The sequence below is a fragment of the Stenotrophomonas sp. YJH_SMC_29 genome (assembly GCF_059371235.1).
The window spans coordinates 1-19,344 of record NZ_JCAFUK010000007.1; the positions used below are offsets into that span (position 1 = coordinate 1).

Here is a 19,344-nt window from a genome sequence, read left to right on the forward strand (position 1 = left end):
CACGCCTTCGCGTCTTCGGCGTCCTGCTCGAACCGCGCCGAGTGAAAAGAGGGGCGCCGCAAGGTCCGGCGCGTCGCCACGCGCCCGTTGCCAACCGCGCCCGCGGCTTTACGCCACCGGCAAGCCGCGTTCGACCAGCCACTCCTTCGCGTCTTCGGCGTCCTGTTCGAACCGCGCCGAGTGAAAAGAGGGGCGCCGCAAGGTCCGGCGCGTCGCCACGCGCCCGTTGCCAACCGCGCCCGCGGCTTTGCGCCACCGGCAAGCCGCGTTCGACCAGCCACGCCTTCGCGTCTTCGGCGTCCTGCTCGAACCGCGCCGAGTGAAAAGAGGGGCGCCGCGAGGTCCGACGCGTCGCCACGCGCCCGTGGCCAACCGCGCCTGCGGCTTTACGCCACCGGCAAGCCGCGTTCGACCAGCCACGCCTTCGCGTCTTCGGCGTCCTGTTCGAACCACGCTTTCGTAGACCCCAGCCGGTACGTATACCCCCAGGCATCCATGTCGGCCATCAGCCGCTGGCTGCCGACGCCGGGCAGCTGCCCGGCCAGTACGATCTGCAGGTAGCAGGTGGCGTCTTCCTCGGCCACCGAGTCGGTGGCATCGGTATGCACCTGCGCCCGCCGCTCCGGCGGCAGCACGATCAGGTGGCAGGCCTCGTGCAGCATCGAGTGCACGGGCGTGTCGTCGCGCACGTACACGTTGCTGGCGATGATGCCGGCCTCGGGTTCGCCCCAGTAGCTGCCGGGAATCGGCTCGCCGTCGGCCACGTGGTGCAGCCGCAGGCCATGCGCGGCGAGCAGGCACTGCGCATCGGCGAAGGCGATGTCGCCCACGCAGGTGATGTCCACGGCGGTTGTCGTATCGGTCATGCGGGTCGGGCAGCCCCGCCCATGCAGGCACGGGCGGGGCAGGGGATCAGGGTTTGTCCGGGCCTTCCGGCAGCGCCACGGAGATGTCCAGCACATCGTGCTGGCCATCCTTCACCAGGTCGACCTTCACGGCATCGACGTCGATGTTCACGTACTTCTTGATCACTTCCAGCAGCTCGCGCTGCAGCAGCGGCAGGTAGTCCGGGCCACCACGGTGGCTGCGTTCCTGCGCGATGATGATCTGCAGGCGGTTCTTGGCGGTTTCGGCGGTGGTCTTCTTCGCTTTGAGGAAATCAAACAGGCCCATGCTTACCCTCCGAACAGCTTGCTGAAGAAGCCCTTCTTCTCGACGTTGGTGAAGCGCATCGGGCGTTCTTCGCCGAGGATGCGCGCGACGGCGTCTTCATAGGCCTGGCCGGCAGCGGATTCGACATCCAGGATGACCGGCTCGCCCTTGTTGGAAGCGTTGAGCACGTCGCCCGATTCGGGGATCACGCCGATCGCCTTCAGGCCGAGCACTTCCTCGACGTCGGCGATGCTCAGCATCTCGCCGCTTTCCACGCGCACCGGGGTGTAGCGGGTCAGCAGCAGGAAGGCCGGCACGTCCTGGCCGGATTCGGCCTTGTGGGTCTTCGAATCGAGCAGGCCGATGATGCGGTCGGAGTCGCGCACCGACGACACTTCCGGGTTCACCACCACAACCGCGCGGTCGGCGAAGTACATCGCCAGGAAGGCGCCCTTCTCGATGCCGGCCGGCGAGTCGCAGATGATGTAGTCGAAGCCATCGGCGGCCAGGTCCTTCAGCACCTTGCCCACGCCTTCCTGGGTCAGTGCGTCCTTGTCGCGGGTCTGCGAGGCGGCCAGCACGTACAGGTTGTCGAAGCGCTTGTCCTTGATCAGGGCCTGCTTGAGGGTCGCTTCGCCGTGCACGACGTTGACGAAGTCGTACACCACGCGGCGTTCGCAGCCCATGATCAGGTCGAGGTTGCGCAGGCCGACGTCGAAGTCGATCACGGCCACCTTCTTGCCGCGCCGCGCCAGGCCGCAGGCCAGGCTCGCGCTGGAAGTGGTCTTGCCGACGCCGCCCTTGCCGGAGGTGACTACGATGATTTCAGCCAAAGGACTTCTCCTGATGATTCTGTTTGGGTGCTGCGTCAGTCCAGCGCAGCGATCTTGATCTGGTCCTGTTCCAGCCACACCTGCACGGCCTTGCCGCGCAGGTTGTCCGGGACATCGTCCAGTACCTTGTAATGGCCTGCAATGGCGACCAGTTCCGCATGGAAATCACGGCAGAAAATACGTGCCGCGGTGTTGCCCTGGGCCCCTGCCAGCGCGCGGCCGCGCAGGGTCCCGTAGATATGGATGCTGCCGTCGGCGATGACCTCGGCGCCGGCGCCGACGGTGGCCATCACGGTCAGGTCGCAGTTTTCCGCGTACAGCTGCTGGCCCGAACGCACGTTGCCCAGCTGCATGCGGCCCGGCTGCGGCGCGGCGGCGTCGGCCACCTTGGCCACCGGCGCTGCCGGGGCCGGTTTCGGCTCGGCACGGGCTGCCCGGCGCGGTTCCGGTGCGGGCGGCGGCGGGGCCTGCTCGGCCTCGGCACGCTCGTACTGCGCGCGGAACTTGGCGAGCAACGGCAGGCCGAGCTGCTGCGAGAGCAGGTCGATCGCGCTGGTGCCATAGGCCAGCGCCACCGGCAGCACGCCGGCGCTGCGCAGGCCGTCGACCAGCGCCTGCGCGGTGGCCACGTCCGGCACCTGGCTCAGGCCGCCGAAGTCGAGGATCACTGCGGCGCGGCCGAACAGCTTCGGGGCGCGGGTCACGCGCTCGCGCATTTCCTGCACGAGGCGCTCGACGTCAAGGGTACGGATGCGCAGGTTGGCGATGCCCACCTGGCCGATCTTCAGTTCGCCGGCCTGTTCGTAATCGAAATTCACCGCCACGCTCAGGTCCCCGTCGGCCGCTGTGCCTGCGCCGGCAGTTGCCGGGCGCGTGTCCATGCCACATCCGGCAGCTTGCCGCCGTAGGTCTCCTTGACCCAGGGGTAGCTGCACAGTTCCTTGGCCAGCATGCTGGCGCGCACATCGACCTGCGGCATGGTGTTCTGGCCCAGCTCGCGGAAGCCGAAGCTGCCGTGGAAGAGCAGGGCGGCATCGGCGCCATGGTCGAGGAAGACTTCGCAGGTCATCTGCGGGTAGCGCAGCTCGGCGAAGCTCTGCGCGTCGGCGTAGAACGCACGGCCGACACCACCGCCACGGCGGCGGCTGGCGACCACGATGCGGTCGATGTAGAAGAACGGGGTGTCCAGCTGCTGCTTGAACCAGGCGAAATTGCTGCTGTCGTGCTGGCTGTCGCTGCCGAAGCCGATCAGGAAGCCGGCCAGGTTGCCGTCGCGCTCGGCGACGCGGAAATACTCAGCGGTCTCATAGAACAGGCGCAGGCGTGCCGCATCCAGGGGAAGGATGGCCAGGCCAGCGTTGTTGTTCAAAGCCAGGACGGAATCGAGCTCGTGCTCGCGCACGTCGCGGATGACAATCGACATTGTGACTCCGTGGGGTAACGCGGTTGGTCCATCAAGGGACCCTGCGCACGATTATTGCATGCCCGGGGTGGGCTGCGGCATGAACAGGCGACCGGGCAGGCATGACTTCCGTGGGAGTGCGCGAGGCAGCCCGGGCCCGTAGAGTGCTGGCATGTTGGGAGTCCTCAGCCATACCCGCGTCCTCCGTCTGGCCGGCCTGTTCACCTGGGTCATGGTCGGCCTGCCGCTGGCCTACTCGCAGTTCGAGAACCTGCACAGCCGCAGCGACATGGGCGGCTGGGCGATCCTGCTGTTCGTCGCCTACCTGTCTTTCGGCACCGCCTATTACTGGCTCACCCGCATCCTGCGCAGCGACAGCCATACCAGCTGGCTGGACCGTGGCCTGCTGCTGCTGCTGACGATCTCGGCGCTGGGGGTCAGCTTCCTCAGCGGCTCGGGCCTGGGCAGCATCCTGATGATGGTGGCCGCCGGGGTCATCCCGTGGATGCTGTCGGTGCGGTTGGGAGTGCTGTGGCTGCTGGTCAGCCAGCTGGCGGTCGCGCCGGTCTACTACATGCTGCTGCGCTTCCCGCTGTTCGAAGCAGTGATGCAGTCGCTGCTGTATGGCGGCTTTTCGATGTTCATCTTCGTGACCAGCCTGGTCGCGCGACAGCAGACCGAGGCCCGCGACGAGCAGCGCCGGCTCAATTCGGAGCTGCGCGCCACCCGGGCCCTGCTGGCCGAGAGTGCGCGGGTCAACGAGCGCACCCGCATTTCGCGCGAGCTGCATGACCTGCTCGGCCACCAGCTGACCGCGCTGACCCTGAACCTGGAAGTGGCCGGCCACCTGGCCGAGGGCCAGGCGCTGGACCACGTCAAGCGCTCGCATGCACTGGCCAAGCTGCTGCTGGGCAACGTGCGCGAGGTGGTCAGCCAGCTGCGCGAGACCGGCGCCATCGACCTGGCTGCGGCGCTGCGCCCGCTGACCGAGAACGTGCCCTCGCTGGACATCCAGCTGGACATCGAGGACCCGCTGAACGTGGAGGACCCGCAGCGGGCCCACGTGCTGCTGCGCTGCACCCAGGAGATCATCACCAACGCGGTGCGCCATGCCAGTGCCCGCCACCTGTGGATCAAGGTGTACCGTGAAGCCCCCGACCGGGTGGTGGTGGAGGCCCGCGACGACGGCGTCGGCGCGGATATGGTCAACGTGGGCAATGGCTTGCGCGGCATGCGCGAGCGCCTGCAACAATGTGGCGGCCAGCTGCAGATCGAGACCCGCCCCGGTGAAGGCTTCCGGCTGCGGGCGACGGTGCCGGCAACGGTGCTGGTGGCCGCCCTTACCAAGGTTCCTGAAGGAGTGCGTTGATGATTCGCGTCTGCCTGGTCGACGACCAAACCCTGGTGCGGCAGGGAATCCGCTCCCTGCTGGCGCTCGACGACGGCATCGAGGTGGTGGCCGAGGCCGGCGACGGCCGGCAGGCGGTCGAGCTGATACCGCAGGTGCGCCCCGACGTGGTGCTCATGGACATGCGCATGCCGGTGATGTCGGGCCTGGAGGCCCTGCAGGTGCTGTCGCGGCAGGAACAGCTGCCGCCGACCATCATCCTCACCACGTTCGACGATGACCAGCTGGTGCTGGCCGGGCTCAAGGCCGGTGCCAAGGGCTACCTGCTCAAGGATGTCACCCTGGCGCAGCTGGTCGGTGCCATCCGCACCGTGGCCGATGGCGGTTCGCTGGTGCAGCCGGCGGTGACCCAGCGGCTGCTCTCCGGCCTGGAGCACATGCGCAACGAGTTCGTCAGCCTGGACCGCCCGGACCCGCTGACCGACCGTGAGACCGAGATCCTGCGGCTGATGGCCAGTGGCTTCTCCAACAAGGAGATCGCCAACTCGCTGGGCGTGGCCGAGGGCACCATCAAGAACCACGTCTCCAACATCCTCTCCAAGCTGGGCGTGCGCGACCGAACGCGGGCCGTACTGAAGGCGTTTGAACTCCAGTTGGTCTAGGAAAAATCCTTTTGGTACAAGGGCTTGGGTGGCGCCCGGGGGTTCCCGCCAAGGTTGCCCCCTACTTGCCGGGCAGCGGTATGCGTTACCCTTCGAATTCTTTGTCCATACAAATACGCAGCCGGCACGGAAACCGGTGCGCCAATCCCGATAAACAATGCCCGCGAAGCCTGCTAGGATTGGCGCTTCGCTTCAATCAACCCGGCCGTGGGATCGGCCCCGGAGACTCTCTGAATGACCCGTATTATCGAGTTCCTGATCGCCTTGGGGATCGTGGCTGGCCTGTTCGTCATCATTGGCGTATGTCTGCCGGGCGAGCGTCACATCACCGAAAGCATCGAGACCAACCGCAAGATGACGATCGTGTACGACACGGTCAGCAGCCTGCGCCGCTTCAAGGACTGGAACCCGCTGGTACTGCGCGATCCCGCCGTTGAACTGAAGCTGTCCGGCCCGGCGTCCGGTACCGGTGCCACCCTCGACTTCAACTCCAAGGACCTGGGTACCGGTTCCTGGAAGATCACCGAAGCCGAAGAGAACAAGCGTGTTGTGATCGCCATCGAAGACGCCACCAAGGGTCACGACAAGGTCACCACCTTCAACCTGGAGCCGACCGGCAAGGGTGGTCGCAACGTCAAGATCACCCAGGACTACTCGGTGAAGTACGGCTTCGACCTGTTCGGCCGTTACGCCGGCCTGTATGTCAGCCGCCAGATCGGCGATGACATCAAGCTGGGCCTGTCGCGCATCGCCAACATGCTCGCCAGCGTTCCGAACGTCGACTACCGCACCCCGGAAGCCCCGCTGACCGACCTGGCCATCGTGGAAGTGCCGGCCGAGAACCTGCTGGTGGTCAACGCTGGTAACGTGGATCGCGGCCAGGATTCCATCACCAAGTCGATCAAGGACAACCAGGAGTGGATCAAGCGCGTGATGGAGGCCAATGGCCTTGAAGCCGCCGGTCCGTTCCGCATCATCACCACCGACTTCGGCCAGGAGAAGTACGCCTTCGACATCGCCCAGCCGGTGAAGAAGAAGGGTGCTGAAGGTGCTGCAGCCGACGAGCTGACCGTCAAGATCGACGGCGGCGCACCGGTCAAGTACGTGCACGTTGCTCCGCACCGTTCGGCGCATGCGGCCTACACCGGCCACATGGCAGGCCTGGACGTTGCCCGCAACGGCCTGCGTGCCTGGGCCGTGACTTCGGGCAACGAAGTCATCGACCGCCCGTACGAAACCTGGAAGGACGGCATCGACAAGTCGTTCACCCCGGAAGGTACCTACGACATCTACTGGGCCGTCAAGTAAGCCTCGGCTGTCCCATGTAGTGTTGGACACGAAAACGCGCCGCTGACTGCGGCGCGTTTTTTTTTATTCCGCACCCGGTGAGGGGTGCTGCGCAAGGAGCCTTCATGTTCAACCTTGAACGTCGCGCGCGTAAGCCGTCCCTGCTGGCCTGCGTGGGTGCGCTGCTGGCCGCTGCCTCGATCGGCCTGTCTGCCTACGCATCGCACGGCGTAGCCGACCCGCTGGCGCAGCAGCACCTGAACCTGGCAGCGCTGTATGCGTTCGCGCATGGCGCGGTGCTGGTGGCGCTGGGGCCGCGCGCGCACGGAGCGATCGCGCACCTGGCGCTGTACGTGCTGCTGCTGGGCGTGCTGCTGTTTTCCGGCAGTCTGGTGGGCGGGGCGTTGTGGCAGTGGCCGACGCGGATGGCGCCGATCGGCGGCACCAGCATGATGGCCGGCTGGGTGTTGCTGGCGATCAATGCGTTGAGGCGGTGAGGGCAATCCGGGGTGCAGCCGAGCATGGCCCGGCATTACATGGGGGCGTTGCGCGGCAGCGGCTGTAGAGCCGAGCCATGCTCGGCTTCGAGCGAAGCGGCCCGCTTCTGTCTCTGCTCTCTCGTTCCATTCCGCGTGCGGGCGCCACGCCGGGCTCAGCCGTTGGCCGGTCTCCAGCACCAGTGCCAGGGTTCGTAGACGATGCCGTGCGGGTTGTCGCGTGGGTAGCTCAGATGGAAGCCATGCCCGCCGGCATGCACCTGCAGCCAGGCGAACGCGTCGGTGGCTTCAAATGATTCTTCGGCCGGTGCATCGCCCGGTGTGCCGATGTCCAGTGCGTGGCCGCTGTGGTGTTCGCTGAACCCCGGTGCGGCATTGACCTTCAGGATCTCCGCCACGCTCAGCCCGCGTGCCAGCTTCCGCTCGAAGATGCCCAACTGGTAGGCATGGCTGCGGAAGCCGGAGATTGCGTCGAGCGCGATGCCCTCCCGTGCCGCGTGCAGGCGCATCCGCCGCCATCCCTGCGCGGCGCCGCGGCGCAGCCACAGCGGGCGGCCGAACCGGTCACGGCCGGCGAAGTGCAGCAGGCACGGTTCGGGCTCCAATGGCAGGCCGCTGTCGTCGGCATAGCGCTGGGCATCCAGGCCCAGCTGCTGCAGGCGCTGCTGCAGGCCCGCCAGTGGCAACCACTGATCCTGCAGCGCAGCGCCGAAGGGCCGCGCCGCCGCTGCATCGAGCAGCGCCAGAGCCTCCTCGACCCCGGGTTCGCGCGGCAGGCGCGGCACCAGCGAATGCACGCCATGCGTCGTCACCGCCGCCAGGAAGCGGCCATCGCGCTTGCGCCGCAGCACCCACTGTGCCTGCGACAGCAGCCGGGCATCCAGGGTGCTGCATGCGCGCAGCAGGTGGGAGGGCCACAGCTCGATGGCCTCGGTATTGATCAGCAGGGGCGCGCGTCGTTGCATCGCCGCAGCTTACTGCCGCGGCGCCGGTGCGGCCACCTTGCGCAGTGCGTCCAGCAGTACCTGCGGCCGGTCCAGGCTGAGCAGCAGCGCGCTGCCGTCGCGTACCGGCAGCACCAGAACGCGGCTGCGGTCGGTGACCAGGGCAAAGCCCTTGCCGCCGCCCTGCAGGCGGAAGTGCCCGGAGTAGAAGCCCGGCATCGCATAGCCGTTGGTCTTGAAGCGGATGCCATAGCGGCGGTCGCGGGCAAGATCGACCACCTCGGCCTGGTCCAGCCGCAACTGCGTCACCGGAATACGGCGGCGGTACATCGTCGAGCGCACGTCCAGCACGTCGTCGGCCAGTTCCACCCGGCGGCGGAAGAACGCCGCGCCCAGCCCGACGCCGAGCGCTGCAATGACCAGCAGGCTCCAGGCGGCGCTGCCGCCCATCCGGAACCAGGGCGGCGACAGCGTCACTTCAATCCAGGGTGCCGTCGCCGGTGCCTTGTACAGCTGCGCATACAGGCAGGCCACGAAGGCGGCGAGCAGGGGCAGCACGATCCACAGCACGCGCAACGGCGAGCTTTCGGCCACCTCGTACTGCTTCGGATCGCTGGCAGTCATGGTTCAGGCCTGCTTCTTGAACACCAGCATCGCCGGGCGCATCGGTGCCGGGATGATGATGTTGACCAGTTCCCAGCCCAGCTGGCCCTGGCGGGTCAGCTCGGCCTGGACGTCCTCGGCCTTGAGGACGCCCATCATGGATGTCTTGACCTCGATGGTCTGGTAGCTCCAGCGCGTGCTCATTCCTTGTCCTCCGGCGATGGCGTGGGTTTTGGCAGGCGTCCTGCCTTGCGCAGGGCGTCGCGCAGCACGTATTCGATCTGCGCGTTGAGGCTGCGCAGCTCGTCGTCAGCCCAGCGCTGCGCGGCGGCCAGGACCTCGGCGTTGATGCGCAGCGGATAGGCTTTCTTCTCACTCATGAAAACTCCTGGCGGGGCGGTGGGGCGCCCCGTTGCGAGGGTGGTTCAGTACAGCGAACCGGCGTTGACGATCGGTTGGGTGCCGCGGTCCGAGCACAGCACGGTCAGCAGGTTGCTGACCATGTGCGCCTTGCGTTCCTCGTCCAGCTCAACCACGCCGTTCTTCTGCAGTTCGGCCAGGGCCATTTCGACCATGCCCACCGCACCGGCCACGATGCGCGTGCGCGCGGCGATCACCGCGTTGGCCTGTTGCCGCTGCAGCATCGCCTGGGCGATTTCGGCGGCGTAGGCCAGGTGGCTGATGCGCGCATCGATCACCTGCACGCCCGCGTCGGCCAGGCGCTCGGCCAGTTCGTTCTTCAGGTGCTGGGAGATCTCGCTGGCGTGGCTGCGCAGTGCCAGCTGGCCGTCCTCGTGCTGGTCGTAGGGGTAACTGGTGGCCATCGCGCGCAACGCCGATTCGGACTGGATATGCACGAAGCTCTCGTAGTCGTCTACGTTGTAGACGGCCTCGGAGGCGTCGACCACCTGCCAGACGATCACCGCGGCGATCTCGATCGGGCTGCCATCGAGCTCGTTGACCTTCAGCTTGCCACTCTCGAAGTTGCGCACGCGCTGGCTGACCCGGCGCTTGGCATAGAAGGGGTTGTTCCAGCGCAGGCCGTTGTCCTTCACGGTGCCCACGTACTTGCCGAACAGGCTCAGCACCGCGGCCTGGTTGGGCTGGATGGTGTACAGGCCGGCCAGAATGAACACGCCCAGGACCCCCAGCAGCGCACCCAGCAGCATCAGCAGCAGGTTGGGCGAGCCGGTGCTGGCCTTGGCGGCCACGCCCAGTACGAACAGGGCAGCGCCGGCGAGGGCGACGAGCAGGGCACCGGCCAGCGTGCCGAGGCCGTTGAGGGAGGCAAGCGACTTCTCTTTCATGGCGGTACGTCCTTGAGGATTCGATTCAAGATATCAAAGTGATATCACATTTGGGCAACCGTTCGTCGGACGCCCTGCCCGGGGTGCCCGGCCAGCTAGAATGCCCCTCCGCCTTCACACCGTTGCTGGAACCGCCATGGCCAAGCTTGGAACTCCGTTGTCCCCCTCCGCCACCCGCGTGCTGCTGCTGGGCTCGGGCGAACTCGGCAAGGAGGTGGCCATCGAGCTGCAGCGGCTGGGCGTGGAGGTGATCGCCGCCGATCGCTATGCCGATGCCCCGGCCATGCAGGTCGCGCACCGTTCGCACGTGATCGACATGCTCGATGCCATGGCGCTGCGTGCGCTGATCGCCCAGGAGCAGCCGCACCTGGTGGTGCCGGAGATCGAGGCCATCCATACCGAGACCCTGGTCCAGCTGGAGCAGGAGCAGGGCCTGCGGGTGATCCCGACTGCGCGCGCCGCACGCCTGACCATGGATCGCGAAGGCATCCGCCGCCTGGCCGCCGAAACCCTGGGCCTGCCGACCTCGCCGTACCGCTTCGTCGATACCGAGGCCGAGTACCGTGCTGCCGTGGCCGCCATCGGCCTGCCGTGCGTGGTCAAGCCGGTCATGTCGTCCTCGGGCAAGGGCCAGAGCACCCTGCGCAGCGAAGCGGACATCGCCCCGGCGTGGGAGTACGCACAGACCGGTGGCCGCGCCGGCGCCGGCCGCTGCATCGTCGAGGGTTTCATCGACTTCGATTACGAGATCACCCTGCTGACCGTGCGCCATGCCGGTGGCACCTCGTTCTGCGCGCCGATCGGCCATCTGCAGAAGGACGGCGACTACCGCGAAAGCTGGCAGCCGCAGCCGATGTCGAGCGCGGCACTGGCGCGTGCCGAAGAGATTTCGCGCGCGATCACCGACGACCTCGGCGGCTGGGGCCTGTTCGGTGTCGAGCTGTTCGTGAAGGGTGATGAGGTGTGGTTCAGCGAAGTGTCGCCGCGCCCGCACGACACCGGCCTGGTGACGCTGGTATCGCAGGAGCTGAGCGAGTTCGCGCTGCACGCGCGCGCCATCCTTGGCCTGCCGGTTCCGGTGATCCGCCAGAGCGGCCCGTCGGCCTCGTGCGCGCTGTTGGCACACGGCGAGGGCGTGCCGTACTTCAACAACGTCGCCGCCGCACTGCAGGTGCCGGACACCGCCGTGCGCCTGTTCGGCAAGCCGAGCGTGCATGGCCACCGCCGCGTCGGCGTGACCCTGGCGCGCGCGGCAACCATCGACGAAGCACGCGCCATCGCGCGTGACGCCGCCGACGCCATCGGCGTCGAACTGCGCCCGTAAACCGAAAAAGGGGACGGAGGGGATTAAGTCGTTTGTGCCACAAACGACTTAATCCCCTCCGTCCCCTTTTTCCACCGTGCAGTCGACCAACAGTCGACTCTACCCAGTCGACGCTACCGCACGTCCACCCACACCAGGTGGTGGTCGCTGCCGTCGGCGATCTTCGCTTCCGGGCTCTCATTGGCCGGCCAGAAGATGCCGCTGCCCACGTACTCGAAACCGGTCGAGGGCAGCACGTAGTCCAGGCGCATCGTGCCGGACTTCGGGCCGAAATCGCCGGTGGCGTGGAACGGCGCGCCCTTGCGCTCGATGCCCTTGGCCGCATAGGCCAGGCTGGTCTGCTCGCCGCCGACGCTGCGCGGGGTGGGGTAGCGCAGCACGCGGGCGTTCTCGATCAGCTCGACGATCGCCTCATGGCGGCCATCGCCATCGGCCGGGTCATTGTTGAGGTCGCCGAGGATCACAAAGCGCGCATCCTGCGCCAGGCCGCCGCACTGGCCCTTGTCGTCGCACAGCCAGGGCTTGTCACCCTTGGACAGGTATTCCTGCCACAGGCGCAGTTCGTCATGGTTGCGCGCCGCGTTGCGCTTTTCCGGGCCATCGAACACCGGCGGGGTCGGGTGCGAAACCAGCGCGTGCACCACGCCGGCCGGGGTCTTCACCGGCACGTCCCAATGCGACTTCGACGACAGCCGCAGCTGCGACCACACATGATCGTTGTAGAAGCTCTGGCCGGTACGCGGGTCGACCGGGCGGATCGCACCGGGCATCGCGCTCCACTTCAGCAGCTGGAAGCTGCGCACCTTGGCTTCATCGATCGGATAGCGCGACAGTACCAGCATGCCGTACTGGCCCGGGTGCAGGCCGTAGCCCCACGCGTCATTGCCACGGCTGCGGCCTTCGCCGCCGACCACGCCGTTGTTGTCCAGGTCCAGGCCGCTGGGCACGCCGGTGTTGACCGGGGCCAGGTAGCGGTAGGCGAAATGCAGCGGCTTGCCGCCACCGGGCTGGGCCACTTCCAGGTAGCGCTTCTGGAACAGCTCGGCGGCGCGATGGGCATCGTCGAAGTCGAACTCGTTCAGCAGCACCAGGTCCGGGCGCACCTGCTGCAGCACCGCGGCGATCTTGCGCGCGTGCTCGCTCTCGCCTTCCAGCTCCTTGATCAGGCCGCCGGCGTCATCGGAGTACAGCGAGGTGTTGTAGGTGGCCAGGCGCAGCGCAGCGGACGGCTTTTCGGTCATCGCAGGGGACGTGGCGAAGGCAGGGGCCGTGGCGCCGCAGAGCAGGGCCAGGGCGAGGATCAGGGGATGGCGGCGGGTCATGTTCATGGGCCGTATTGTGCACCCGGCCCGGTGTCAGCGGTTTGTCAGCGCCCGTCCAGATCATTGTCGAAATCGTGCCAGCGGCGGCCGTCATACGCCTCCAGCGGATGGAAGCGGCGCTTGTAGTCCATCTTCTGGTGGCCGCGGATCCAGTAGCCCAGATACACGTGCGGCAGCCCCTCGCGGCGTGCCCATTCGATCTGCTGCAGGATCGCGAAGGTGCCCAGCCCGCGCGCGGCGTGGTCCGGGTCGAAGAAGGTGTAGACCGCCGACAGTCCGTGCTCGGTGACGTCGGTCACCGCCACCCCCAGCAGCTGGCTGGGCTGGCCGTCGTGGCCGGGCAGGCGCATCTCCATGAAGCGGGTGTGCGACCAGCTGCCGATCAGGAACTGCTCGAACTCGTGCGGGCCGTGGTCGTCCATGCCGCCGTTGGCGTGGCGGTGGGTGAGGTAGCGGTGATACAGCGCGAACAGGTCGTCGCGGGCGGTGGCGGCGGTGATCCGCACCTCCAGGTCGGCATTGCGGGCGGCGCAGCGGCGCTGGCTGCGGTCCGGAGCGAAGCGTGCCACCGGGATCCGCACTGCAACGCAGGCCTGGCAGTGCGCGCAGTGCGGCCGGTAGACCAGGTCGCCACTGCGGCGGAAGCCCCAGCTCAGTGCCAGTGGATAGAGCGCGCCGAGGCGGCGGTCGTTCGGGTCCAGCACCAGGTCGCGTGCCACCCGGTCCGACCAGTACCCGCAAGGGTGCTCGCCGGTCTGGAAAAGTCGCAGTTCGTCGTCTCTGTCGCCATGGATCGCCATGGACACAGCATAGCCCCAGCCCGTCGCAGTGGCGGCGACTGTCCGCCGGATGAACGGAACCGGCAGCGGCGTCAACCGATGTCGCGTCCGGGCGTTGTTGTCCCTCGAGGGTGAAGTGATCACCCCGACGCTGTTCCCATCCCCAGGAGTGACCTCATGATCCGTACCCCCCTGCTGCTGGCCCTGTTGCTGGGCACCTCTGCTTCCGGAATCGCGCTGGCCGCCGACACCCCGGCCACGCCGGCACCGCGCCCGGCCAAGCTGGACACCAACGGTGACGGCGTCATCGACCGCAGCGAGGCGGCCGCGAACCCGCGCCTGGCAGCGAAGTTCGACGAGCTGGACAAGAGCAAGGACGGCAAGCTCTCGCGCGACGAACTGCCGCGCTGGCAGCATGGCCGCTGCGGCCATGGCGGTGAGCGCTGGGCCACGCTGGACGTCAACAAGGATGGCCGCATCAGCCGCGAGGAAGCCAAGGCCGATCCGCGCCTGGCCGCGCGTTTTGACCAGCTTGATCTGAACAAGGATGGCTACCTGGACAAGGCCGACCGCGAGCTGCGCATGAAGCAGCATCGTGATGCCTGGTTCGCTGCCGCCGACACCAACAAGGACGGCCAGCTGAGCAAGGCCGAGTTCGATGCGGCCAAGGGCCCGATGCATGGTGGCCCGCGCCATGGCGGTCCGCGCGACGGTGCTGCACCGGCGCCGCAGCGCTGAGGGTCAATGCAGTGAATGACGACAACGCCGGCAGAGTGCCGGCGTTGTCCGTTATAGGTTTCCGCCGCGCATCAGCGCATACACCACCAGACCGATCACGAAGACGTTCGCCCCGATGATGCCGGTGCGCCCGTAGACGGATTCGTAATGCCAGTTGGTCCCGCTGCGGCCGCGCCGCGCCGAATCGCGCGTGATCATGGGGGCCATCAGGCGCTGCAGCGGCACCAGGCACTGGTAGTTCACCGTACCCAGGCCGATGACGAGAATGGCAAGTTGCAGCCACAGCGGCACCTGCAGCATCAGCGAGACCAGCAGGCTGGTGCAGACGACCATCGCAGTGAACGTATTGAGGTGCACGAACCGTCGCACGGCCGCCCGCTCCTGCGGGGTGTCTGCGAAGCGCAGCAGGAAGCGGCCCCCCAGATAGCTGCCGATGATGCCACCGACGACGCCCCCGGCAACGGCGGCCCAGTTGCTGGCGGGTATCAGGTGCAGCTGGCTGGCGGCGGCCGTCAGTGAACCCATGGCTGCGCCGCCTGCGGCACTGACGCCGCCCAGGCCCAGCTTGCTGCCGCCCACGCCGACGCCGGTGCTGAGCAGGATCGCGGCGCTGGCGGTGCCGGGCGCGGCCACCAGGACCATCGACACCACCGCGGTGGCGAATGCAGCGCTCGGCGCGCTGCTGCGTGCGAACTCACCGAAGCGCTGCAGCAGGCCGTCGCGGACCAGGGCGCGGGCGCGCGACAGGCGCTTGCGCACGGCTGCGTCGCTGAGCCCGAGCAGGTCGGCCACCTGCTGCGAACGCTGGCCTTCGCGGTAGTACAGGAGCAGCACTTCGCGGCTGTCGGCGGGCAGCGCCGAGATGATGTCCTCGGCGGCGATCTCTTCCTCCACCCGCTGCAGGCGGTCGGCGGCACCCGGGGCCGGGTCGGCAGCCATGCCCATCGCCACCTCGGCCGCCTCGCCGGTCAGCGGTCGGCCACGCTGGGCACGCAGCCAGTCGCGGGCCAGGTTGCGGGTGATCTGCCGCAGCCAGGGCAGGAAGCTGGTCGAGCTGCGCAGCTGGTGCAGCTGCTGCCAGCCCTTGACGAAGGCTTCTTGTGCGATGTCTTCGCTGGCCTGGCGGTCGCGGGTGATGGCCAGCGCGATGGCGGTGACCGTGTTCTGGCAGGCCAGCACGATGCGGCCGTAGGCGTGTTGGCAACCGCTGGCGGCGGCGGGCAGTTCGCGTTCCAGGGTCTGGTCGATCGATGCGGCGAACGTCGTCATGGCGGCGGCTCTCCTGCTGGGATTGTGTCCCATGACGGAGCCGCGCGCGAAGTGTGACCGGCTTTCTGCACGGTCGTGCCGGCCCCCGGCCGGCAACCTCACGAAAAAAAAGGGGACGGAGGGGATTAAGTCGTTTGTGCCACAAACGACTTAATCCCCTCCGTCCCCTTTTTGCAGTTGCCGGCCAGCGGCGGGTACGACCCGTGGGTTACTTCGAGGGCTGGATGCGGACCCGGACTTCTTCCTCTTCCGGCGCTGCCTGCGGGGCCGGCTGGGCCGGCTGCGTCTGGGGAGCGGGCGCCGGCGCCACCGGGGCCGGGGCGCTGCGGTGGCGCAGGCCGATCACCAGCGCCACACCGGCGATCACCACCAGCAGGGCGATGCGGATGCGCCAGGCCCAGCTGCGGCCGCCGCCGCCCTGTTCCGGGGCATCGCGGAAGGCGAACTCGGCGGTCGGGTGGTCGCGGCGGGTGGTGTCGAGCAGGCGTGCCTCGCGCAGGATCTCTCGCGCGCGCGGCTGGTCGTCGGCGCGCACGATCCACACCGCCGGGTAGGCGTTGGCGTTGCCCAGGTCGGTATAGCTGAACTGCCCACGGCGGCGGGTCTTGTAAGAGCGCCCGTTGGTCACCTTGACGTCGATGCCATGCCCGCGCAGGAGCTCAGCCACGCCTTCGACGGTTTCCACACGCTGGCTGCTGAAGATCTGGCGCATCGGATCACTCCTTGGCCGGCACGGCGGCCGCCGCTGCCTGGTCGGGTACGACGCGGATCAGGCCTTCCTGCGCGGTGCTGGCCACCAGCACGCCGTTGCGGGTGAAGAACTGGCCGCGGGCCAGGCCGCGCGAATCCTGTGCGCTGGGGCTGTCCAGCGAGTACAGCAGCCAGTCGTCGGCACGGAACGGGCGGTGGAACCAGATCGCGTGGTCGAGTGAGGCCATCTGCACGTGCGGGTGGTAGTAGCTGATGCCGTGCGGGAAGGTCGCCGTGCCCAGCAGGTGGAAGTCCGAGGCGTAGGCCAGCAGGGCCTGATGCAGCTCCGGGGCATCGCCGACCGGCTCGCTCAGGCGCAGCCACACCTGGTGGTAGGGCGGACGCTTGGGCGGGTTCAGTTCGTCGCGCGGATAGACATGGCGGAACTCGAACGGACCTCCACGCGACAGCCAGCGCTGCACCTTGATCGGCAGGCGTTCCAGCACCTCGGCCGGCAGCGGCCGGTTCGGTTCGATGTCCTCCGGCTGCGGCACTTCGGGCATCTTGTGCTGGTGCTCGGCGCCGGTCTCGGCCTGCTGGAACGAGGCCGCGCAGAAGAAGATCACCTTGCCGTGCTGGATCGCGGTGACCCGGCGTACCGAGAAGCTGCCGCCGTCGCGGGTACGGTCCACGTCGTAGACGATCGGGTGGTCGATGTTGCCGGCGCGCAGGAAGTAGGCGTGCAGCGAGTGCACGTGGCGGCCGTTGTCGACCGTGGCTTGCGCGGCGGCCAGCGCCTGTCCCAGCACCTGCCCGCCGAACACGTACTTGGTGCCGATGTCGCGGCTCTGCCCGCGGAACAGGTTGTCCTCCAGCCGCTCCAGCGTGAGCAGGTCGATCAGCTCGGAGACGACGGGTTCGGGCATGTCGTTCAAGGGGGCGGCCACAGCAGTGAAAGAGGGCCTGATTATACCGGTCAGGGCGGCGGCCCCATCTTCGGTAGTGCCGGCCGCTGGCCGGCAACCTCATGATCCTCTTGGGGGGGGCTGCGGATGCCGGCCAGCGGCCGGCACTACCGTTTACTTGCCCAGCCGGGCGACCAGCGCCTGCAGGGCGTTCTGCGCATCCGGGGCGAACCAGGCTTCGACGAAGCGGTCGAGCTGGATCAGGTCCGGGTGCAGCGCTTCGTGCAGGTCAGCGCGGGCAATCGCGCGCGTCAGCAGCATCGGCTGGCGCGGCTGCCTGAGCAGGTTCTGCAGCCAGGCCACGGCACGTGCCACCACCAGGTCACCTTCGGCCAGCTCATCGACCAGGCCGATCTGCAGCGCCTGTTCGGCCGGCACCAACGCGCCGGTGGTCAGCAGCGCGCCGGCGCGGTGCACGCCCACCGCACGGCGCAGCAGGCGCTGGATGCCTTCCGGTGCAATCAGGCCGACCTGTACTTCGTTCAGGCCGATGGCATACGGGCGCGACGGATCGGCGCTGCGCGCCATCACCCGGTAGTCGCAGCACAACGCCAGCACGCAGCCACCCGCCGGGGCGTGGCCGGTGATCGCCGCGACCACCGGAATGCGGCTCTCGGCCAGCGTGCGCACGGCGCCAAAGAAGGCGTTCCAGGTGTCCAGCAGCTTGTGCTTGTCATCGCCATGCGAGAGCAGGTGCGGCACGTCCATGCCGCCGGTGAAGACGCGCTCGCTGCCCGACAGCACGATGCCGTGCGCGTCTTCGGCCATGGCCAGCTCGATGGCATGGATCAACTGCCGGCACAGGTCGGTGTCCAGTGCATTGACCGGCGGCCGCGCCAGGCGCAGTTCGCGGATGGGGCCATGGTTGATCACCTCGATGAGCGTCGTCATGCTGCGGTCTCGTTGCGAAGAAGGAACCTGGGCGATGATAACCAAACCATTCGTTGGCGTACTGTTGGTGCTGTGTGCGGCCGCAGCATCGGCTTCCGCTGCTGAGCCGGCCTGCGTCACGATGGAGCGGGGCTGGGCGCGGCTGCCACCGAATCCAGCGATGCCGATGACCGCCGGCTATGGCGTGATCCACAACGGTTGCAGCAGCGCGGTGGCAATCACCGGCGCGACCAGCAGTGGATTCGGAGATGTGTCGCTGCACGAGACCACGATCGTCGACGGGGTCAGCCGGATGCGGGCCGTTGAACGCCTGCCCTTGGCGCCGGGGGCGCGTGCCGAGCTCAAGCCCGGTGGCCTGCACCTGATGTTGATGCAGGGCAAGGGCGCGCTGAAGGAAGGCCAGGCGCTGCCGCTGCGGCTGCAGCTGGAGGGCGGTGCTGAAGCGAACGCGACGTTGACCGTGCGCAAGGTCGCGCCGTAGCGGGATGGTAGTGCCCGCCGCTGGCCGGCAGCACGGGCAATGCCAAAGAGGCTTACGACCAGTCGTACGAGAACAGCACGGTGCGGCTTTCCGGCTCGTACAACATCACGATCGCATCGGCGCCGGTGGCGCACCAGTTGTACCCGGCCACGCCGGCCACGGCGAAGAACGCGTTGCCGTTGCGGGTGATGACCACCGTTTCGGCATCGTCCGCAGCGTTGGGGTCATCGGCCGCGTCGGTAAAGCCCAGCTCGAATGCCGCAGGAATCTCTGCGGTCTCGGTCCAGTTGCCGAAACCGATCGGTCCCCCCAACGTATCCAGGTAATCGCGCTCGCTGGGCTCGCCCTTGCCGAAGCGCGAGTAGCAGGCGAGGCGACCATGGGCGGCATGGTAGTCACGCGCCTTGGCATAGCTCTCGCGCATCTGCGCGATGTGTTCCTGCGCGTGCCTGTCCTGCACCTGGTCGCCGATGAAATAGCCCTCGTTGCCAAGGAAGCGCATCTCGTTGCCGGCGGTCAGTTCGAAGGCGATCCAGTTGGTGCCGGTGAACTCGTTGTGGTGTTCTTCGGTGGTCTCGCCGATGCAGCCGTCATACGGCTCGATCGGGCACAGCATCGTTGCCACCTGGCCGGCCAGTTCCGGCCGCAGCACGCCCAGGTCGATCTTCAGCAGCGGCAGCAGGTGCTGGCCGAGCCAGGCCTGGTCGGCGGGGAACACGTCGGTGGGAAAGGGGACCATGCCGGGCAGCAGGTCGCGCAGTTCAGTCTGGTGGATCATGTCAGTCCTTTGATCAGTGTCGGTAGTGCCGGCCGCTGGCCGGCAACCTCATTGCCGCCGAAGCGTGCCGAC

At 67.7% G+C, this 19,344-nt stretch carries 24 protein-coding genes; 7 read left to right on the top strand and 17 right to left on the bottom strand.

Annotated elements, in window-relative coordinates:
• Positions 1-386: 386 nt before the first annotated feature.
• The 5 genes from AC5P9I_RS09265 to AC5P9I_RS09285 are packed head-to-tail and all read right to left on the bottom strand — an operon-like array spanning position 387 to position 3,408.
• A complete protein-coding gene (locus AC5P9I_RS09265) occupies positions 387-866 on the bottom strand; it encodes a hypothetical protein (RefSeq protein ID WP_053462448.1) in 480 nt (159 codons plus the stop codon).
• A gap of 46 nt (positions 867-912) precedes the next feature.
• On the bottom strand, positions 913-1,173 hold the full coding sequence (minE, locus tag AC5P9I_RS09270; RefSeq protein WP_005408532.1) for a cell division topological specificity factor MinE: 261 nt from the start codon (positions 1,171-1,173) through the stop codon (positions 913-915).
• A 2-nt stretch (positions 1,174-1,175) separates the two neighbouring features.
• Entirely contained in the window at positions 1,176-1,985 is an 810-nt protein-coding gene (minD, locus tag AC5P9I_RS09275) for a septum site-determining protein MinD (protein ID WP_006424120.1), read from the bottom strand.
• Positions 1,986-2,020: 35 nt separating this feature from the next.
• Positions 2,021-2,866 carry a septum site-determining protein MinC gene (minC, locus tag AC5P9I_RS09280; RefSeq protein WP_049464940.1) on the bottom strand — a complete coding sequence of 282 codons (846 nt, stop codon included), beginning with the start codon at positions 2,864-2,866 and terminating at the stop codon, positions 2,021-2,023.
• Positions 2,812-3,408 (bottom strand): GNAT family N-acetyltransferase, encoded by a 597-nt coding sequence (locus AC5P9I_RS09285; protein WP_005415684.1) that lies wholly within the window; start codon positions 3,406-3,408, stop codon positions 2,812-2,814. The genes minC and AC5P9I_RS09285 overlap by 55 nt, the downstream gene beginning before the upstream one ends.
• Before the next feature lie 151 nt (positions 3,409-3,559).
• On the opposite strand from AC5P9I_RS09285, the gene AC5P9I_RS09290 reads away from it, so the two are divergent.
• The 4 genes from AC5P9I_RS09290 to AC5P9I_RS09305 all read left to right on the top strand — a co-directional run bounded on the left by AC5P9I_RS09290 (position 3,560) and on the right by AC5P9I_RS09305 (position 7,181).
• Complete coding sequence (locus AC5P9I_RS09290) at positions 3,560-4,756, top strand: sensor histidine kinase (RefSeq protein ID WP_049464938.1); 1,197 nt, start codon at positions 3,560-3,562, stop codon at positions 4,754-4,756.
• Entirely contained in the window at positions 4,756-5,397 is a 642-nt protein-coding gene (locus AC5P9I_RS09295; RefSeq protein WP_006424175.1) for a response regulator, read from the top strand. Before AC5P9I_RS09290 ends, AC5P9I_RS09295 begins: the two co-directional genes overlap by 1 nt.
• A gap of 234 nt (positions 5,398-5,631) precedes the next feature.
• Positions 5,632-6,705, top strand: a complete 1,074-nt coding sequence (locus AC5P9I_RS09300) for a polyketide cyclase (RefSeq protein ID WP_049464936.1) — start codon at positions 5,632-5,634, stop codon at positions 6,703-6,705.
• Positions 6,706-6,809: 104 nt separating this feature from the next.
• Positions 6,810-7,181 carry a DUF423 domain-containing protein gene (locus AC5P9I_RS09305; protein ID WP_049464934.1) on the top strand — a complete coding sequence of 124 codons (372 nt, stop codon included), beginning with the start codon at positions 6,810-6,812 and terminating at the stop codon, positions 7,179-7,181.
• A 155-nt stretch (positions 7,182-7,336) separates the two neighbouring features.
• Here AC5P9I_RS09305 and AC5P9I_RS09310 read toward each other — a convergent pair whose 3' ends face one another.
• From AC5P9I_RS09310 to AC5P9I_RS09330, 5 genes are read right to left on the bottom strand one after another with little or no spacing between them, the layout of a single operon-like run.
• Positions 7,337-8,146: a M15 family metallopeptidase gene (locus AC5P9I_RS09310; RefSeq protein WP_049464932.1), complete on the bottom strand. Its 810-nt coding sequence runs from the start codon at positions 8,144-8,146 to the stop codon at positions 7,337-7,339.
• Positions 8,147-8,155: 9 nt separating this feature from the next.
• The gene (locus AC5P9I_RS09315) at positions 8,156-8,749 is read right to left on the bottom strand and encodes a PH domain-containing protein (protein WP_049464929.1); all 594 of its coding nucleotides are present in this window, start codon (positions 8,747-8,749) and stop codon (positions 8,156-8,158) included.
• A gap of 3 nt (positions 8,750-8,752) precedes the next feature.
• Positions 8,753-8,932: a DUF4177 domain-containing protein gene (locus AC5P9I_RS09320; protein ID WP_049464927.1), complete on the bottom strand. Its 180-nt coding sequence runs from the start codon at positions 8,930-8,932 to the stop codon at positions 8,753-8,755.
• Entirely contained in the window at positions 8,929-9,108 is a 180-nt protein-coding gene (locus AC5P9I_RS09325) for a type II toxin-antitoxin system antitoxin (protein WP_005408543.1), read from the bottom strand. The genes AC5P9I_RS09320 and AC5P9I_RS09325 overlap by 4 nt, the downstream gene beginning before the upstream one ends.
• Positions 9,109-9,153: 45 nt before the next feature.
• Positions 9,154-10,035, bottom strand: coding sequence for an SPFH domain-containing protein (locus AC5P9I_RS09330; RefSeq protein WP_049464925.1), 882 nt, complete (start codon positions 10,033-10,035; stop codon positions 9,154-9,156).
• 136 nt (positions 10,036-10,171) lie between these two features.
• Here AC5P9I_RS09330 and purT point away from each other — a divergent pair, with 136 nt between their 5' ends.
• Positions 10,172-11,359, top strand: a complete 1,188-nt coding sequence (gene purT / locus AC5P9I_RS09335) for a formate-dependent phosphoribosylglycinamide formyltransferase (RefSeq protein ID WP_049464923.1) — start codon at positions 10,172-10,174, stop codon at positions 11,357-11,359.
• Between the two features lie 113 nt (positions 11,360-11,472).
• Here purT and AC5P9I_RS09340 read toward each other — a convergent pair whose 3' ends face one another.
• Positions 11,473-12,687 (bottom strand): endonuclease/exonuclease/phosphatase family protein, encoded by a 1,215-nt coding sequence (locus tag AC5P9I_RS09340; protein WP_049465631.1) that lies wholly within the window; start codon positions 12,685-12,687, stop codon positions 11,473-11,475.
• Between the two features lie 38 nt (positions 12,688-12,725).
• Positions 12,726-13,481 carry an arginyltransferase gene (locus AC5P9I_RS09345; protein WP_005408547.1) on the bottom strand — a complete coding sequence of 252 codons (756 nt, stop codon included), beginning with the start codon at positions 13,479-13,481 and terminating at the stop codon, positions 12,726-12,728.
• A gap of 156 nt (positions 13,482-13,637) precedes the next feature.
• On the opposite strand from AC5P9I_RS09345, the gene AC5P9I_RS09350 reads away from it, so the two are divergent.
• Entirely contained in the window at positions 13,638-14,198 is a 561-nt protein-coding gene (locus tag AC5P9I_RS09350) for an EF-hand domain-containing protein (protein WP_049465635.1), read from the top strand.
• A gap of 51 nt (positions 14,199-14,249) precedes the next feature.
• On the opposite strand, the gene AC5P9I_RS09355 is transcribed toward AC5P9I_RS09350, so the two are convergent.
• The 4 genes from AC5P9I_RS09355 to AC5P9I_RS09370 form a co-directional block, all read right to left on the bottom strand.
• The gene (locus AC5P9I_RS09355; protein ID WP_088476382.1) at positions 14,250-15,467 is read right to left on the bottom strand and encodes an RNA polymerase sigma factor; all 1,218 of its coding nucleotides are present in this window, start codon (positions 15,465-15,467) and stop codon (positions 14,250-14,252) included.
• A 208-nt stretch (positions 15,468-15,675) separates the two neighbouring features.
• Entirely contained in the window at positions 15,676-16,179 is a 504-nt protein-coding gene (locus tag AC5P9I_RS09360) for a pathogenicity-like protein (RefSeq protein WP_049469051.1), read from the bottom strand.
• Between the two features lie 4 nt (positions 16,180-16,183).
• Entirely contained in the window at positions 16,184-17,083 is a 900-nt protein-coding gene (gene tesB / locus AC5P9I_RS09365; protein ID WP_032953622.1) for an acyl-CoA thioesterase II, read from the bottom strand.
• A gap of 153 nt (positions 17,084-17,236) precedes the next feature.
• The gene (locus AC5P9I_RS09370; RefSeq protein WP_049469053.1) at positions 17,237-18,013 is read right to left on the bottom strand and encodes an enoyl-CoA hydratase/isomerase family protein; all 777 of its coding nucleotides are present in this window, start codon (positions 18,011-18,013) and stop codon (positions 17,237-17,239) included.
• Between the two features lie 34 nt (positions 18,014-18,047).
• Between AC5P9I_RS09370 and AC5P9I_RS09375 the strand changes: the two genes are divergently transcribed.
• Positions 18,048-18,494: a copper chaperone PCu(A)C gene (locus AC5P9I_RS09375; protein ID WP_049469055.1), complete on the top strand. Its 447-nt coding sequence runs from the start codon at positions 18,048-18,050 to the stop codon at positions 18,492-18,494.
• Positions 18,495-18,546: 52 nt separating this feature from the next.
• On the opposite strand, the gene AC5P9I_RS09380 is transcribed toward AC5P9I_RS09375, so the two are convergent.
• Complete coding sequence (locus AC5P9I_RS09380) at positions 18,547-19,272, bottom strand: hypothetical protein (RefSeq protein ID WP_049469056.1); 726 nt, start codon at positions 19,270-19,272, stop codon at positions 18,547-18,549.
• Positions 19,273-19,344 lie beyond the last annotated feature (72 nt).